The sequence below is a fragment of the Galbitalea sp. SE-J8 genome, from assembly GCF_030345695.1.
GTDB lineage: Bacteria > Actinomycetota > Actinomycetes > Actinomycetales > Microbacteriaceae > JAUASV01.
In genome coordinates this window covers 224,573-239,341 of the sequence record NZ_JAUASV010000001.1, presented here as the reverse complement: position 1 = coordinate 239,341, position 14,769 = coordinate 224,573, and the positions used below count along the sequence as shown (strand labels likewise).

General features: G+C 73.6%; 15 protein-coding genes. 11 read left to right on the top strand and 4 right to left on the bottom strand.

The window, feature by feature from the left end:
- Nucleotides 1-5: 5 nt before the first annotated feature.
- From QT381_RS01100 to QT381_RS01075, 6 genes are all read left to right on the top strand, one after another.
- A complete protein-coding gene (locus QT381_RS01100) occupies nucleotides 6-350 on the top strand; it encodes a carboxymuconolactone decarboxylase family protein (RefSeq protein ID WP_289246759.1) in 345 nt (114 codons plus the stop codon).
- Nucleotides 351-1,393: 1,043 nt separating this feature from the next.
- Nucleotides 1,394-2,188, top strand: coding sequence for a helix-turn-helix transcriptional regulator (locus tag QT381_RS01095; protein ID WP_289246757.1), 795 nt, complete (start codon nucleotides 1,394-1,396; stop codon nucleotides 2,186-2,188).
- Nucleotides 2,189-2,292: 104 nt separating this feature from the next.
- Complete coding sequence (locus QT381_RS01090; protein ID WP_289246756.1) at nucleotides 2,293-2,820, top strand: MmyB family transcriptional regulator; 528 nt, start codon at nucleotides 2,293-2,295, stop codon at nucleotides 2,818-2,820.
- A gap of 102 nt (nucleotides 2,821-2,922) precedes the next feature.
- Entirely contained in the window at nucleotides 2,923-3,822 is a 900-nt protein-coding gene (locus QT381_RS01085) for a helix-turn-helix transcriptional regulator (RefSeq protein ID WP_289246755.1), read from the top strand.
- A gap of 21 nt (nucleotides 3,823-3,843) precedes the next feature.
- Entirely contained in the window at nucleotides 3,844-4,638 is a 795-nt protein-coding gene (locus tag QT381_RS01080) for an SDR family NAD(P)-dependent oxidoreductase (protein ID WP_289246753.1), read from the top strand.
- A 31-nt stretch (nucleotides 4,639-4,669) separates the two neighbouring features.
- Nucleotides 4,670-5,509: an alpha/beta hydrolase gene (locus tag QT381_RS01075; protein WP_289246752.1), complete on the top strand. Its 840-nt coding sequence runs from the start codon at nucleotides 4,670-4,672 to the stop codon at nucleotides 5,507-5,509.
- 72 nt (nucleotides 5,510-5,581) lie between these two features.
- Here the strand turns inward: QT381_RS01075 and QT381_RS01070 are convergent, their stop codons facing one another.
- The gene (locus tag QT381_RS01070; protein WP_289246751.1) at nucleotides 5,582-6,067 is read right to left on the bottom strand and encodes a MarR family winged helix-turn-helix transcriptional regulator; all 486 of its coding nucleotides are present in this window, start codon (nucleotides 6,065-6,067) and stop codon (nucleotides 5,582-5,584) included.
- Nucleotides 6,068-6,201: 134 nt separating this feature from the next.
- On the opposite strand from QT381_RS01070, the gene sigJ reads away from it, so the two are divergent.
- From sigJ to QT381_RS01045, 5 genes are all read left to right on the top strand, one after another.
- Nucleotides 6,202-7,140: an RNA polymerase sigma factor SigJ gene (gene sigJ / locus QT381_RS01065; protein ID WP_289246750.1), complete on the top strand. Its 939-nt coding sequence runs from the start codon at nucleotides 6,202-6,204 to the stop codon at nucleotides 7,138-7,140.
- 149 nt (nucleotides 7,141-7,289) lie between these two features.
- Nucleotides 7,290-8,045, top strand: coding sequence for an SDR family oxidoreductase (locus QT381_RS01060; protein ID WP_289246748.1), 756 nt, complete (start codon nucleotides 7,290-7,292; stop codon nucleotides 8,043-8,045).
- Nucleotides 8,046-8,792: 747 nt separating this feature from the next.
- Nucleotides 8,793-9,131, top strand: a complete 339-nt coding sequence (locus tag QT381_RS01055) for an ArsR/SmtB family transcription factor (protein ID WP_289246747.1) — start codon at nucleotides 8,793-8,795, stop codon at nucleotides 9,129-9,131.
- Entirely contained in the window at nucleotides 9,128-9,598 is a 471-nt protein-coding gene (locus QT381_RS01050; RefSeq protein ID WP_289246746.1) for an SRPBCC domain-containing protein, read from the top strand. Before QT381_RS01055 ends, QT381_RS01050 begins: the two co-directional genes overlap by 4 nt.
- Nucleotides 9,599-9,633: 35 nt before the next feature.
- Nucleotides 9,634-10,809, top strand: a complete 1,176-nt coding sequence (locus QT381_RS01045; RefSeq protein ID WP_289246745.1) for a methyltransferase domain-containing protein — start codon at nucleotides 9,634-9,636, stop codon at nucleotides 10,807-10,809.
- Here the strand turns inward: QT381_RS01045 and poxB are convergent.
- The 3 genes from poxB to QT381_RS01030 are packed head-to-tail and all read right to left on the bottom strand — an operon-like array spanning nucleotide 10,769 to nucleotide 14,747.
- Nucleotides 10,769-12,487 (bottom strand): ubiquinone-dependent pyruvate dehydrogenase, encoded by a 1,719-nt coding sequence (poxB, locus tag QT381_RS01040; protein ID WP_289246744.1) that lies wholly within the window; start codon nucleotides 12,485-12,487, stop codon nucleotides 10,769-10,771. The genes QT381_RS01045 and poxB overlap by 41 nt on opposite strands.
- 59 nt (nucleotides 12,488-12,546) lie before the next feature.
- Nucleotides 12,547-13,920, bottom strand: a complete 1,374-nt coding sequence (locus QT381_RS01035) for an FAD-binding oxidoreductase (protein ID WP_289246743.1) — start codon at nucleotides 13,918-13,920, stop codon at nucleotides 12,547-12,549.
- Nucleotides 13,917-14,747, bottom strand: coding sequence for a sulfurtransferase (locus tag QT381_RS01030; protein WP_289246863.1), 831 nt, complete (start codon nucleotides 14,745-14,747; stop codon nucleotides 13,917-13,919). The genes QT381_RS01035 and QT381_RS01030 overlap by 4 nt, the downstream gene beginning before the upstream one ends.
- Between the last annotated feature and the right edge of the window lie 22 nt (nucleotides 14,748-14,769).

The window sequence follows — 14,769 nt, the reverse complement described above, 5'->3', positions numbered from 1 at the left end:
GACCGATGACCGACGCCTACTACGACCGTGACGAGGACAAGAAGTACGTCGCCGCCTACAAGGAGACGACGCCCGACGTGCTCGCGGCCTTCGCCGCGTTCGATGCCGCAGTGTTCGCCGACGAGGGCCGGGAGATCCCGCGCAAGTACCGCGAACTCATCGCCTACGCCGTCGGCATCTCGAAGCAGTGCGTCTACTGCATCGACGGCCACGCGGCGAACGCGGTCAGGGCCGGAGCCACCGAGACGGAACTCGCCGAGGCGGCCTGGGTGGCCTCCGCGATCGGCGCCGGTGCGGCCTATGCGCACGGACGCCTGGGCTTCAAGCTCTCCGGCACGCACACCCACTGAGGTCGGACGTCAGGGAGAGTGCCGGACTGACGGGGAGCCCACGAAAACCCCACGAACATCGAGAAGCACAACGAACCGAACCAGCGCTGACAGCGTCCGCGCGGCCCATCGATCGTGGATTCGTGCTCGTGAGGAGCCGAGCCGACGGCTTGGTCTATGGGTTCAAATCCCACCGTCACCGCCACTGTAGAAGCCCCGCGAACCCCGGAAACGGGGGGATCGCGGGGCTTCTGTCATCGGCGGGAGCCGTTGTCGCAAGGTGCGTCGCCGTGCGCGAGTACGTCGAGCGTCACCGCGAGGAGATCCAGGATGCCGCGCTCGAGCCCACCGGCGCCCGTCATGCGCCGGTCCGTCTCCGTTCAGAACTCCTGAGGAATTTCGGAGCCCCTCGGCGCGGCCCCAGAATCCGGCGGCGCTGCGGACGCGGGGGGCTGCACCCGTGCGAATTCTCAGGAGTTCTGAACGGCGGCTAGGCGAACGGTGCGTAGGCAAGCGGGCAGGCAGACGGCCGCGCTGCCCGAGGCCGCGCCGCCCGAGGCCGCCGGTGCTGATCGCCGTCGGCGAGCACGGGCTCGGGTCTCGCCACCGCCCGAGGCCGCCGGCGCCCGTCATGCGCCGGTACCCGTCATGCGCCGGCCTGTCCCCGTTCAGAACTCCTGAGGAATTTCGGAGCCCCTCGGCGCGGCCCCCGGAACCCGGCGGCGCTGCGGACGCGGGGGGCTGCACCCGTGCGAATTCTCAGGAGTTCTGAACGGCGGCTAGGTCGTGTTGCTGAAGCTGCTGTCGAGCCGGTGGAGGGCTGCGGCGAGGCAGAGGGCGGCGCGGTGGTTGCGGGCGGTCTCGTCTGAGCGCATCGCGATGCCGCGTCCGTTTCCATGCGGGCTTCGCGCTGGACGACGGCGTTGCCGGGGCCGAGATCGTCGACGCGATCACGCACCTCGCCTTCTACGTCGGCTGACCGCGCGCGATGGCCGCGATCGCTGTGGCACGGACGGTGTTCGCCGACCGAACCTGACCGCCCCGCGCGGCTCTACGCTGGCGCCGTGGCGATCAACGACCTCGGCAACTATCTGCGCGCGCGACGCCACGCGCTGCGGCCGGCGGATGTCGGACTCACGACCGAGCCCGGACGGCGGGTCGAGGGGCTGCGCCGCGAGGAGGTCGCGCGTCGTGCCGGGATCAGCCCCGAGTACTACCTGCGGCTCGAGCAGGGGCGGGACACGCATCCGTCCGACCAGGTGCTCCGGGCTCTGGCCGTCGCGCTCGGTCTCGACGACGCGGCGACCGCCTACCTGCAGCGGATCGCGGACCCGCCGCCGCTGCGGTCGTTCGCCCCGCTTCCCGGGTCGCTCGACGACGACGTGTTCGTGTTCCTCGACGGCTTCCAGGACACCGCCGCGTACGTCATCAACGCGTGTCAGGACGTGCTCGCCGTCAACGATCGCGCGAGCCGGGTGTTCACGTTCGGCGCGGTCGGCTCCAACATGTTCGACACGCTGTTCTCGGATGCCGCCCGCGCGAACCTGCCGAACTGGGACGATCACGTGCTGCTCGCCCTCGCGGCGCTGCGGGAGCGCAGCGACCCGGACGACCCGCGCCTGCACGAGCTCGTCGGCCGGCTGGTCGTCACCGAGCCCGATTTCGTGCGCCTGTGGGGCCGGCACGACGTCACCGTGCAGTCGAGTGGCGTGGGCACCACCTGGGTGGCCGGGATCGGCCTGCTCACCCTGCGCTGGCAGAGCCTCGCGGTGCCCGGCGACGCTCGGCTGACCCTGGTCGCCCACTACGCCGACCCGGGCACGCGGGAGGAGGAGATCCTCCGCTCGCTCGGCGACTGACCGGCGACGAGAACGCCCGACCGGCGACGAGGGCGCCTGACCGGGCTGCGCCTAGGAGCGGCGGGGACGCGATCGCCGTCCGGGCTCTGGTTAGGCTCGGCGGCATGGACCCGGTCGACTCTCTGCTGGCCGAGCTCGTGGAGTCGCTGCCGACCACGCCCGCCGTGCTGGTCAACGCCCGCTGGGACGTGATCGCGTCCAACCCGGTCGCCCGGGCGGTCTCGCCGCGCCTCGCGGTGGGCGTGAACCTCGCCGAGGCGACCTTCATCGACGAGAGCGCACGCCGCACGCTGCCCGAGTGGCGCGAGGTCTCCCGCCGGATGGTCGCGCTGCTCAAGCACCAGCTCGAGCAGACGGATGCCGGCGACCCGCGGGTGCACGGCCTCCGGAACGACCTGGCGCGTCGCAGCGACGACTTCAGCCGCGCGTGGCACGACGACGACCGCCCCGACGCCTTCGCGGTGGACATCGTGATGGACCACCCCGACGTCGGGCGGATGGAGCTCGGCTACGAGCTGCTGCGCGTGCCCGGCACCGACCAGACGCTCGTGCTCGGCCACGCCGCACCCGGCAGCGACTCCGAGCGCCGGCTGTTCGAGCTGGTCGCCCGCCTCGACGCGGACGGGACCTGAGCCCGAGCGGGGCCTGAGCCCGAGCCCGGTCTGAACCCGGGGCCGGAGCCTGGTTGCAGCGCGGACACGCGCCGCGGCGCGTCCGGGCCCTACGGTGTTCCCATGGATCGGCCCGGGCCACTCGCGGAGTTCCTGCGCGCGCGCCGCGGCCGGCTCACGCCGGAGGAGGTCGGCCTCCCGCCGAGCTCGGCGCGCCGTCGGGTCGACGGCCTGCGCCGCGAGGAGGTCGCGCTCATCGCCGGGATCAGCAGCGACTACTACCTCAAGCTCGAGCAGGGGCGGGAGCGGCATCCGTCGTCCGCGGTGCTCAGCGGGCTGGCCCGGGCGCTCGCGCTCGACGCCGACGCGGTCGCGCACCTGCACCGCCTCGCGCATCCGGCGCTCGCCACGGCCGCCGCGGCGAGCACCGTCAGCCCGAGCCTCGTCGGCCTGATCGCCTCGATGCCGTCCATTCCCGCGCACGTCGTGGACCGCTATCTGACGATCATCTACGTCAACCGCCTCGCGGAGCTGCTCAGCCCCGGGTTCCGGATCGGCAACAACCTCGTGGAGCTCATGTTCCATCCGAGCGTGCCGCGCGACGCGTACTGGCGGATGACGGCGCGGCGGGCGGTGGCGTACCTGCGCTCGTCCGTCGACCCGCACGACGACGGGCCCGAGATCACCGCGCTGCTCGAGCGGCTCAACGACCTGGACGCGGAGTTCGCAGTGCTCTGGGCGCGGCACGAGACGCGGGGGCCGGCCGGTCATCCGTCGACCTTCAGCCACCCGGCCGTCGGCCTCGTCGAGCTGCGCTACCAGACCTTCGACCTGCCGGGCACGGGCGGGCAGTCGCTGGGCATGTACATCCCGGCGCCGGGCGGTCCGTCGGCCGAGAAGCTGCAGCTGCTGTCCCTGCTCGCCGACCCGGGGCTGCTGGCCGACCCGTCCGTAGTCCAGCCCTCCGCCCCGCAGAGTGACCGCGTCGCACCCAGGAAGAGCGGGGACACGCCCGCGAGCTGACGAATCCCTAGCGTCTGGGCCATGGACCTCGGACTCGACGGCACGGTCGCGATCGTCACGGGCGCGGGCAAGGGGATCGGCCTCGCCGTGACCGAGGCGCTCGCCGCGGAGGGGGTTCACGTCGTCGCGGGATCCCGCACGCCGACCGCGGCGCTCGGCGCGCTCGTCGAGCGCGGGTCGGCCACCTTCGTGCCGGTCGACCTGACCGACCCGGATGCCCCCGCCGCTCTCATCGACGCGGCGCGCGCACGCGGCGGCCTCGACATCCTCGTCAACAACGTCGGCGCCGTGACGCTGCGCTCGGACGGCTTCCTCTCGATCGACGACGACGCGTGGCAGCGCACGCTCGACGTGTGCTTCCTGACGATGGTGCGGATGTCGCGGGCCGCAATCCCGGAGCTGATCGCCCGCGGCGGCGGCACGGTCGTGACGATCGGCTCGGTGAACGCGTTCCTGCCCGATCCCGGGGTCATCGACTACTCGGCCGCGAAGGCGGCGGTCTGGAACCTCTCGAAGTCGCTCTCGAAGGAGTACGGGCCGAAGAACCTGCGGTTCAACAGCATCAGCCCGGGACCGGTCGCGACCGATCTCTGGCTCGGCGACCACGGTGTCGCGGCGACCGCGGCGAAGCAGCTCGGCGTCGATTTCGCGACCGCCCGCGACACGGTCGTCGCCGGTCAGGGCGGCTTCTCCACCGGTCGCTTCACGCAGCCGGCCGAGGTCGCCGACCTGGTGCTGCTGCTCGCGAGCGGCCGCGCCGGCAACGTCACGGGCGCCGACTTCCTCATCGACGGCGGCCTCATCAAGACCCTCTGATCCTCCACCATCCACCCCAAGGAGATACCCCATGCCCACCACCGCACCCGACGTCGTCTTCATCCACGGCCTGTGGATCCACAGCGCTGCGTGGCGCCCGTGGATCGACCTGTTCGCCGAGCACGGCTACAGCGCGATCGCCCCCGGCTGGCCCGGCGACCGCGACACGGTCGCCGAGACCCGGGACGACCCGCACGGGCTCGACGGGGTCGGGATCGCGCAGATCTTCGACCACTACGCGGCTCTCATCGCCGGCCTCGACAGCAAGCCGATCGCCGTCGGCCACTCGTTCGGCGGCCTCATCGCGCAGGAGCTGCTCGCGCACGACCTCGTGCGGGGTGCCGTCGCCATCGACCCCGCGCCGATCAAGGGCGTCACGGCGCTGCCGTTCTCGCAGCTCAAGTCGGGCTTCCCCGTGCTGCGGAACCCGGCGAACCGCAATCGCACCGTGGCCCTGACGGCCAAGGAGTTCCACTACAGCTTCGGGAACGCCATCTCGGAGGAGGAGTGCAACGCGATCTTCGACGCGTACGTCATCCCGGGGCCGGGCCGGCCGCTGTTCGAGGATGCCACCGCGGCCTTCGCGAAGAACTCCCCGGCCGCGGTCGACACGCACACCGCCGTCCGCGGTCCGCTGCTGCTGACCTCCGGCACCGAGGACCACGTCGTGCCGAAGGTCGTCACGCTGCAGGTCGCGAAGCTGTACGCCGACAACGTCGCGTCCACGACCGAGTACCACGAGTACGCGGGCCGGGGGCACTCGCTGACCCTCGACAACGGCTGGAAGGATGTCGCCGACGACGTGCTCGTCTGGCTCGGCGAGCAGGGCCTCACGCCGTCCGGGATGCAGACGGTCGGGGTCGCGCACTGAGACCGCACGTCGGCGTGGGCGGGCGGCCGCCGGGGCCGCGCGCCTGCGCCGGGCGGCGGGAGCCGCATCCGTTCACGATCGCTCGCCGAGGGTGCGCAGCCCCTCGATGAGCGCGGCACGCTCGCGCGCCGGCACGCCCTCGAGCATCGCCGCCTCGGCGTCGACGAGGGCGCGCATCGCGCGGTCGGCCGTTGCGGCGCCCGTCGCGGTGAGACGGATGAGCAGGCGCGTGCTGCCCGACGGGCGGAAGCGCGACACGAGTCCCCGCACGGCGAGGGCGCCGACCCGCCTGGCTGTCGCGGCGGCCTCGGGGCGCACCGCGTCGACGAGCTCGCCGAGGGTCAGCGGCGCGCCGTCGGGCACCTGCCGCAGCGCGGAGAGCACCTCGAACTCGCTCACGTCGAGGCCGGCGCTGCGGAACGCCCGCGCCCGCTCCGCGTCGAGCGTGCGCGCGACGCGGCGCAGGCGCGACATCACGTCGAGCGGCGAGAAGTCGACGTCGGGCAGGATGCCGGCCCACGCGTCGATCACGAGATCGACCTCGTCGTCCTCGCGCATCCCGCCCCTCCCCCTCGTCCGCGTACCTCCAGCATGGCCCGCGCCGCCGTCGAGCGTCACATTCCGGGGGCCCGTGCCGTCGATAGCGCGAGAGCTGTTCGCCGGGACGCGGCGCGACGAGAATCGAGGGCAGCATGACCCACCCCACCGACCCCGACCGGACCGGCGCCGGCGCACCCGCCGACCAGGCGGACCTCGAGACCCTGCTCGGCGAGCGGCAGCACCTGCTGAACGTCGCCTTCCGCATGCTCGGCACGCGAGCGGATGCCGAGGACGTCGTGCAGGAGACCTACGCCCGGTGGTTCCGCCTCACCGACGCGGAGCGGGAGGCGATCGAGGTGCCGGGCGCCTGGCTCACCCGGGTCGCGAGCCGTCTCTGTCTCGATCAGCTCGGATCGGCGCGGGCTCGCCGCGAGAGCTATGTCGGCGAGTGGCTGCCGGAGCCGTTGCCGTCCGCCGCGCTCGCGTCGTCATCCGTCGCCGAGGACCCGCTCGACCGGATCACGCTCGACGACAGCGTGACGATGGCGCTGCTCGTCGTGCTCGACTCGCTCACCCCCGCCGAACGCGTCGCCTTCGTGCTGCACGACGTGTTCGCGCTCCCGTTCGACGAGATCGCCGCGATCGTGGGCCGCACCCCGCAGGCCTGCCGCAAGCTGGCGTCCTCGGCGCGCACGCACATCCGCGATCGGCGGGAGGGCGCGACGACGCCCGAGTATCACCGCAGCGTCGTCGAGGCGTTCGCGGCCGCGTGCCAGGGCGGTGACATCGACGCGCTGCTCGCGCTGCTCGACCCGACCGTGACGGCGCGGTCGGACGGCGGCGGCCGGGTGCGCGCGGCGATCAATCCGATCGTCGGCGCGGATCGCGTCGCCCGCTTCCTGCTCGGACTCATCGCCAAGGAGGACCCCGGTCGCGTCACCGCCTCGTTCGAGGAGGTCAACGGCCTCACCGGCATCGTGTTCCGGCGCTCGGGAACGGTCGCCGTGGTGCTCAGCCTCGACGTGCGGCACGATCGGGTGACCGACGTGTGGATGGTGCTCAACCCGGACAAGCTCACCGCCTGGGCGTGACCGGCCTCACATCCGCTCGCGCTGCGTCGTCGGATCGGTATGACACCGATTCGCCGGATCCTGCTCACCGCTCCCGCCCTGCCGACTCGGCTGCGCCTGCCCGCACGCGCGGCACGCGCGGCATCCGGTCGTGCCGAGGCGGTGCGGTCGTGAGGGTCGCGGTCGCCGGAGGCACGGGCGCGGTCGGCGCACGGGTGGTCGAGGCCGCGCGCGAGCGCGGGCACGAGGTCGTCTCGCTGTCGCGCTCGGGCGGTGTCGACCTGGAGCACGGCACCGGGCTCGCCGCGGCGCTCGCGGGGGCGGACGCGGTCGTCGACACGGCATCCGTCAGCTCGCGCTCCGCCGAGCGGTCGCGCGCCTTCTTCGGCGCCGTCACGCGCAACCTCCTCGCGGCCGAGGCGGCCGCGGGCGTCGGCCACCACGTGCTGCTCTCGATCGTCGGCATCGACCGGTCGCCGTACGACTACTACGCGGGCAAGGTGCTCCAGGAGGAGCTCGTCGAGGCGACGGATGTGCCGTGGACGATCCTGCGGGCGACGCAGTTCCACGAGTTCGCGCGCCAGATCCACGGGGCGGTCACCGCCGGGCCGTTCGTGCTCGTGCCACGGATGCGATCGCAGCCGATCGCGGCGCGCGAGGTCGGCGAACGCCTCGTCGACCTCGTCGAGGCGGGCCCGTCCGGCCGGGTCGCCGACCTCGCGGGACCGCGGCCCGAATGGATCGGGTCGATGGTGCGCCGGTACGCGCGCGCGATCGGGGATCGCCGTCCCGTGATCGCGGTGCCGTTGCCCGGTCCGGGCGGGCGGGCGCAGCGCGACGGCACGCTCATCCCCGACGCGGTCGCGGCCGACCACGGCCGGGAGACGTTCGAGCAGTGGCTCGCGTCTCTCGTGCCCCCGAGGTAGCGGCCGCACACCCGCCCGAACGATCCGTGGTGGTCTCGAGCGCCGCCATCACGGAAATGCAGGAGCGTGGCGCGGCGCGCGTGAGCCCAGCCCCGGTATCGCGCGAACGTCTCTGCGGTGACGCTCGGATGCTCCTGCATTTCCGTGATCGGGGGAGGGGCGTTTCCGTGATCGAGGGAGGGGTTTCCGCGGTGGGGCCGCGCTGGGCGGCGCGCTGGGCGGTGCGCTGGGCGGCGCGCCCGGACCCGCCCGGGGGAGCAGCGCCGGCTCGCTTCGCTCGCGGGATCCTCGCCCGGCGGGGCGTGACGCCGTCGCCCCACCGCTGGTTGAGGAGCGCCCGAGCGCAGCGAGGACGCGTCTCGAAACCACCCACCCGCCCGAACGAGCCGTGGTGGTCCCGAGCGCCGCCATCACGGAAATGCAGGAGCGCGGCGCGGCGCACGCGCGCCCAGTCCCGGTATCGCGCGAACGTCTCTGCGGCGACGCCCGGATGCTCCTGCATTTCCGTGATCGAGGGTGGGGCATTTCCGTGATCGAGGGGAGGGGTTTCCGCGCTGGGCGGTGCGCTGGGCGGCGCGCCCGGACCCGCCCGGGGGAGCGGCGCCGGCTCGCTTCGCTCGCGGGCTCCTCGCACCGCATCCGCTCGTCCGCGGCGGCCAAGGCCGATGTGCGCGTCTCAACCCGTTCCGACGATTGCGGCGGGCGCGGCGACGCGCTAGCGTCAATGCTCAACAGAGAGGTTGAGCATTGACGATCGCCGCGCCGCTCCCGCACACCGCCTTCGCCGCGCTGGGCGACCCGGTGCGCGCCGCGATCGTGGAGCGGCTCAGCCGCGGCGACGCCACCGTCTCCGCCCTCGCCGCCGACTTCCCGATCTCGCTCCAGGCGGTCTCCCGGCACGTCCGGGTGCTCGTCGAGGCGGGGCTCGTCGCGCAGCGCAGCGCGGGCCGCACCCGGCCCGTGACCCTCGACGCGGGCGCCCTCGAGCGCACGGCCGACTGGCTCCGCGACGCGGGCCGGCGACGGGAACAGCAGTACGAGCGGCTGGACGGCCTGCTCGCCCGGATGCAGCAGGAGGACTCATGAGCGACCGCATCGTCACCAGCCCCGAGGACGCGCCGACGATCCTCTTCACCCGCGAGTTCGACGCGCCGCCCGCGCTCGTGTTCCGCGCGCACGTCGACGAGACCCTCGTCCCGCAGTGGATCGGGCCGCGCGGCACGACCCTCGCGATGCGGCACTGGGACGCACGCACGGGCGGCTCGTGGAGCTACGTCGTCTCGATGGGCCACGAGCACTGGGGGTTCTTCGGCTCGTTCCACTCCATCACGCCCGACACCCGCATCGTGCAGACCTTCGAGTTCGACGACGAGCCCGACCAGGTCAACCTCGACATCCTCGGATTCGCCCCGCTGCCCGGCGGCCGCTGCCTGCTCACCGGCACCTCGGTCTACCCGACGATCGCGCTGCGCGACGCCGCGCTCGGGCTCGACGAGGGCCGCGACGAGGACTTCGCTCGCCTCGACGACCTGCTGGCCGGCGGCATCCGCTGAGCGCCCTCGGCCGGGGCGCGGCTAGCCTCGACGCCGTGCAGTGCGACTACTTCGACGCGGGGGTGTGCCGGTCGTGCGACCTGATGGGCGTCGCCTACGGCACCCAGCTCGCCGGCAAGGACGCGCACGCCCGGCGGCTGCTCGAGCGTCATCCGGATGCCGAATGGCTCCCGCCGCTCGCGAGCGATCCCGAGGCGTTCCGCTCGAAGGCGAAGATGGTCGTCGGCGGAACGTCCGCCGAGCCGACGCTCGGCATCCTCGACGAGGCGCGGATCGGCGTCGACCTGCGCCGCTGCGGGGTCATCTCGACGGGCATCCGCGCCGCGTTCGACCCGGTCGCGGCGTTCATCGCCCGGGCCGCGATCGAGCCCTACGACGTGCGCGCGCGGCGCGGCGAGCTCAAGCTCGTGGTCGTGCTCGAGGCGCCCGACGGCTCGCTCATGATCCGGTTCGTCCTGCGCTCGCGCGAGGCCGAGGGTCGGATGCGCAAGCACCTGCCGGCGCTGCTCGCGGCCGTGCCGACGGCGGCCGTCGTGACGATCAACCTGCAGCCCGAGCACAAGGCCGTCGTCGAGGGTCCCGACGAGCTGCCGCTCACCCCGGTCGACACGCTGCTCGTGCGCCTCGACGACGTGACGCTGCACGTGCGGCCAGGCAGCTTCGTGCAGACCAACACGGGCGTGGCATCCGCGCTCTACCGCGAGGGCGCTGAGTGGGTCGCGGCGGCCGCGCCGCGTTCCGTGTGGGACCTGTACTGCGGCGTCGGCGGCTTCGGCCTGCACGTCGCGGCGCGGGCCGCGGCCGACGGCCCGGGGATGCGCGTGCTCGGCGTCGAGCTGAGCGCCGAGGCGATCGAGAGCGCGCGGGCCGCGGGCGTGCCCGGCACGCGGTTCGAGGTCGGCGACGCGACGGCGTTCGCCGAGCGGTCCGACCCGGCCGACCGGCCCGATGTCGTGATCGTGAACCCGCCGCGCCGGGGCCTCGGCGCGCGCCTCGCCGGCTGGCTCGAGCGGGAGGGGCCGGCATCCGTGCTCTACTCCAGCTGCAACTCCGTCAGCCTCGCCGCGGACCTGGAGCGGATGCCGTCCTACCGCGTCGACCGCGCGCGCGTGTTCGACATGTTCCCGCAGTCCTCGCACTACGAGCTGCTGACCCTGCTGACCCGCCGTGTCAGAAGAGCTGGCGCAGGTTCGCCTTCGCGAGGTCGATGAGCTCGTCCCCGCGGCCCGACATGACCGTGCGCAGCGCGTACAGCGCGAAGCCCTTCGCCTGCGCGGCCTCGATCGACGGCGGCAGCGAGAGCTCCTGGCGCTCGACCACGGCGTCGACGAGCGTCGGCCCGTCGTGCGCGAGCGCCTCCTGGATCGCGCCGCGCACGTCATCCGCCCTCTCGACCCGGATGCCGTGCAGGCCGAGCGCACGGGCGAGCGCCGCGAAGTCCGGGTTCGTCAGGCTCGTGCCGAAGTTGACGAAGCCCGCGGCCTTCATCTCCAGCTCGACGAAGTTGAGTGACGAGTTGTTGTACACGACGACGTTCACGGGCAGCTCGAGCTGCGAGATCGTGAGGAGCTCGCCGAGCAGCATCGCGAGCCCGCCGTCGCCCGACAGCGCGATCACCTGGCGGGACCGGTCGACGGCCTGCGCGCCGAGCGCCTGCGGCAGCGCGTTCGCCATCGTGCCGTGCGCGAACGAGCCGATCAGCCGGCGTCGGCCGTTCGTGCGCAGGTAGCGCGCCGCCCACGTGACGGGGGAGCCGACGTCGGGCACGAACACCGCATCCTCGGCCGCGAGCTCGTCGATGACCCGCGTGAGGTACTGCGGGTGGATCGCCCCGGCGCCGGGCGTCGCGAGCTCGTCGAGCGAACGGCGTGTCTTCGCGTAGTGGTCGAGGGCGTCGTCGAGGTGGTGGCGGTGGCCGGTGCGCTCCAGCCGGTCGAGCAGCGCGAGCGCCGTGTCGCGCACGGTGCCGTGCAGCCCCAGCGTGAGCGGCACGCGGCGGCCGAGCTGCTCGCCGCGCTCGTCGACCTGGATGATCTTCGCCTTCGGCGGATAGAACTGCTGGTACGGGAAGTCGGTGCCGAGCATGAGCAGCACGTCGCACGACTCCATGGCGCGATAGCCGGATGCGAAGCCCAGCAGACCGGTCATGCCCACGTCGAACGGGTTGTCCCACTCGATGTGCTCCTTGCCGCGCAGCGCGTGCACGATCGGCGCGCCGAGCGTGTCGGCGAGACGGATCACCTCGTCGTGCGCCCCCTCGACGCCGGCGCCGGCGAGGATCGTGACGCGACGTCCCGACGACAGGATCGCCGCGGCATCCGCGAGCTCCTCGGGCGAGGGCACGATCGCCGACCGGGTCGGGCGGATCGCGGTGACCCGCTTCGCGTCGGCCGCCTCGCTGAGCAGCACGTCCCCGGCGAGCACGAGCACGGCGACGCCGCGCTTCTCGATCGCGGTGCGCATCGCGATCTCGAGCAGGCGCGGCATCTGCGACGCGTTCGTGACGGTCTCGCAGAACACGCTGCAGTCGAGGAACAGGCGCTCCGGATGCGTCTCCTGGAAGTATGTGGAGCCGATCTCGGCGGTCGGGATCTGCGCCGCGATCGCGAGCACGGGCAGCCGGGACCGGTTCGCGTCGAACAGCCCGTTGATCAGGTGCAGGTTGCCGGGGCCGCACGATCCGGCGCACACGCCGAGCCCGCCGCTGACCTGCGCGTCGGCGCCCGCGGCGAACGCGGCCGCCTCCTCGTGCCGCACGTGCATCCACGCGATGTCGTCGTTCGTGCGGATGGCGTCGGTGAACCCGTTGAGCGAGTCGCCGGGGATGCCCCACACCCGGGTCACCCCGTTCGCGGCGAGCACGGTCGTGATCTGCGTGGCGATGTCCATGCGGCCACTATCCCGCCGCGCACCCGAATGCTCGGTGAACACCCAGACACGCCGGCCGGTCAGATCGCCTTGCCGGGGTTGAGGATGCCGTGCGGGTCGAGCAGCGCCTTGATGCCGTCGGCGATCCGCGCGGCCCGGGGACCCACCTCGCGCGCGGCCCAGGCGCGCTTGAGCGCCCCGACGCCGTGCTCGCCCGTGACGGTGCCGCCGACGGCGAGCGCGAGCGCGAAGATGTCGTCCGCCGCCGCGGCCGCGGCGGCCGGGATCGGCCCGTCCTCCGGCGAATCCGGCACCAGGATGATCGGATGCACGTTGCCGTCGCCCGCGTGCGCGAACACGAAGATCCGCACGTCGTGACGCTCGCCGATCGCCTGCACGGCGTGGATCGTCTCGGCGAGACGGCTGCGCGGCACGGCGATGTCCTCGATGAGCACGCGCCCGAGGCGCTCGATCGCGGGCAGCGCGAGCCGCCGGGCCGCGAGCAGGTCCGCCGCGAGCAGCTCGTCCTCCGCCACCTCGACGGCCGTCGCGTACGGGCGCGCGGCGTCGGCGATCCGCCCGATGTCGATGGCGGCGCCCGAGCCGTCCGTCTGCGCGAGCAGGAACGCGCCGCCCCGTTCGCGGAACGCCGTGCCGAAGCCGGCGTCGATCGCGGCGAGGGTCGCGGCGTCGACGATCTCGAGCACGGTGGGCCGCACGCCCGTCCGGCCGATCGCCTCGACGGCCCGGGCGGCATCCGTCAGCTCCGGGAACCAGCCCGCCAGGCTCGCCGTCTCGGCCTGCACCGGGAGCAGGCGCACGGTCGCCCCGACGACGATCCCGAGCGTGCCCTCGGAGCCGACGAACAGCCCGGCGAGGTCGTAGCCGGTGACGCCCTTCGTGGTCTCGCTGCCGACGCGGATGAGGTCGCCGTCCGCGAGCACCACGTCGAGGGCGAGCACGGCGTCGCGGGTGACGCCGTACTTCGCCCCGCGCAGGCCGCCCGCGTTCGTGGCGATGTTGCCGCCGATCGTCGAGATGCCGACACTGCCCGGATCGGGCGCGTAGAACAGGCCGTGCTGCCGGGCCGCCGCCTCGAGGTCGGCCGTGACGACGCCCGGCTCGACGACGGCGACCTGATCGACGACGCGCACCTCGACGATGCGGTCGAGCTGCGAGAGATCGAGCACGATCTGGCCCTCCGCGGCGACGGCACCGCCGGCGAGCCCGCTGCCCGCCCCGCGCGTCACGATCGGGATGCCGTGCTCGGCCGCGAACCGCACGGTCGCCTGCACCTCGGCGACGCTCCGTGCGCGCACCACGATGCGCGGCGCGCCGTCGGGCAGGAGCCCCGAGCGGTCGCCGGCGGCACCGGCGACGTCGGCCGCATCCGTCGACCAGTCGCTCACCGCGGCCGTGAGCGCGTCGAGGGTCGCGGGGCCGGCGCTCGTCACGGCTGCGCTCCCACCGCGACCGGGCGGTCCGGGTGGTTCGACCACTGGCTCCACGAGCCGGGGTAGAGCGCGGCGGGGATGCCCGCGATCGCGAGCGCCGCGATCTCGTGCGACGCCGTGACGCCCGATCCGCAGTACACCGCGACCGGCGTGCCGGCCGTCGCTCCGAGCGCCTCGAACTCGTCGCGGAGCTCCGCCGCGGGCCGGAACCGGCCGTCGGCGCCGACGTTCTCGGTCGTCGGCCGGTTCACCGCACCCGCGATGTGCCCGGCCCGGGGGTCGATCGGCTCGGTCTCGCCGCGGTAGCGGTCGCCCGCTCGCGCGTCGATGAGCAGGCCGCGCGCGGGGAAGTCCGCCGCCTCGTCGATGGTCACGCTCGGCAGCCCGCCGGGCGCGAGCACGACGTCACCCGGCGGCGGGGTCACGTCGCCCGATTCGACGGGGTGCCCGGGGTCGGTCCATGACCTGATGCCGCCGTCGAGGATCCGCACGTCGACGATCCCGCCGGCGCGCAGCAGCCACCACGCGCGCGCGGCGGAGAGCCCCTTGAGGTTGTCGTAGACGACGACCGCCTGGCCGTCCCGCACGCCCCAGCGGCGGGCGGCGGCCTGCAGGTCGGCCGCGGACGGCAGCGGATGCCGTCCGTCCGCCGGTGCGCCGTGCCGGGCGAGCTCGCGGTCGAGATCGACGTAGACGGCGCCCGGGATGTGCGCCTCGAGGTAGTCCGGGCGTCCGTCGGGCCGGTCGAGCCGCCAGCGGACGTCGAGCACGGCCGGCGGCTGCGACGAGGCGAGCTCGCGCCGCAGCTCGTCCGCCTGGATCGTCACGCCGCGACCCGGCTCGCGCTCG